Annotated in this window: 1 protein-coding gene; it reads right to left on the reverse strand. The window is 62.3% G+C overall.

Annotated elements, in window-relative coordinates:
- Positions 1 to 102: 102 nt before the first annotated feature.
- The gene (locus QHC67_RS18760) at positions 103 to 687 is read right to left on the reverse strand and encodes a RadC family protein (RefSeq protein ID WP_319296681.1); all 585 of its coding nucleotides are present in this window, start codon (positions 685 to 687) and stop codon (positions 103 to 105) included.
- Between the last annotated feature and the right edge of the window lie 201 nt (positions 688 to 888).

Here is an 888-nt window from a genome sequence, read left to right on the forward strand (position 1 = left end):
AATTGGGGACGCAAACTGGGGTCGGTTGACCGTCCGAAGCCCCCAGTCTAGGCCTAAACCGTCCCCAGTCAAGATTCGGAAAAACTCAAGGAGTTATAGGGATTATGCGTGAATTCTCGGGGGTGAAAATGCCCTAGTAGGGTGATTGTGGACCAGGATCAGGCTGCTCGATCCCAGGTCGATGGCCCGGCGAATGACCTCGCGCGTGTAGATCGCGGCCTGATCGACCGAACCTTCGCTCATCAGTTCGTCGCGGATCAGCATGTTGCGCGCATTGAGGTGCAGGACGCGGACTCGTTCCACCGACAGATGGGCCATGTCGGCGCGCAGATAGTCGAGCAGCGCCTGCCAGCTGCCGAGCATCGGCCGTTCGGCGACCTCGTTGCGAAGCAGGCGTAGCGCAGTCGCCTGGACGATCTTGATCGCCGCGACGCTGGTGTCGCCCATGCCGGGAATCCGGGCGATCGCCTTCCAGTCGGCGGACATCAGCCCGCCGATCCCACCAAATTCCTTTAGCAACGCCTTGGCCAGCGGCTTGGTGTCGCGGCGCGGGATGGCGAGGGCGAGCAGATATTCGATCAGTTCATGGTCGAGCAGCGCGTCGGAACCGCCGTCGCAAAGGCGCTGACGCAGCCGGGCGCGGTGGCCGGCCCCGTCGTGGGCGCCCTTGTCGTCGTCATCCGCCATGCCTTCGCCTAGTCCCCTTTTCGGCCGATAACCGATTGCACGGCAAGGCTAAGCGTTGCGGATTCGGGCGGCAAGGATATTTAAGGGCGATTAGACGTTGTTTATGCGTTACGGTCTGCGGACGCATGTGGAAGCCGGGGTTAGCCAAGCGAATGGAAGAGAGGGACGGCGAAGATGCGGTTCGCCGGGGCTGGTTGCGCT

Origin of the sequence: Sphingobium sp., from assembly GCF_033795625.1 — a bacterium.
Taxonomy (GTDB): Bacteria; Pseudomonadota; Alphaproteobacteria; order Sphingomonadales; family Sphingomonadaceae; genus Sphingobium.

Excerpts from the sequence above, each read along its gene's own strand:
- QHC67_RS18760 (WP_319296681.1), bottom strand. The coding sequence starts at position 687 with ATGGCGGATGACGACGACAAGGGCGCCCACGACGGGGCCGGCCACCGC.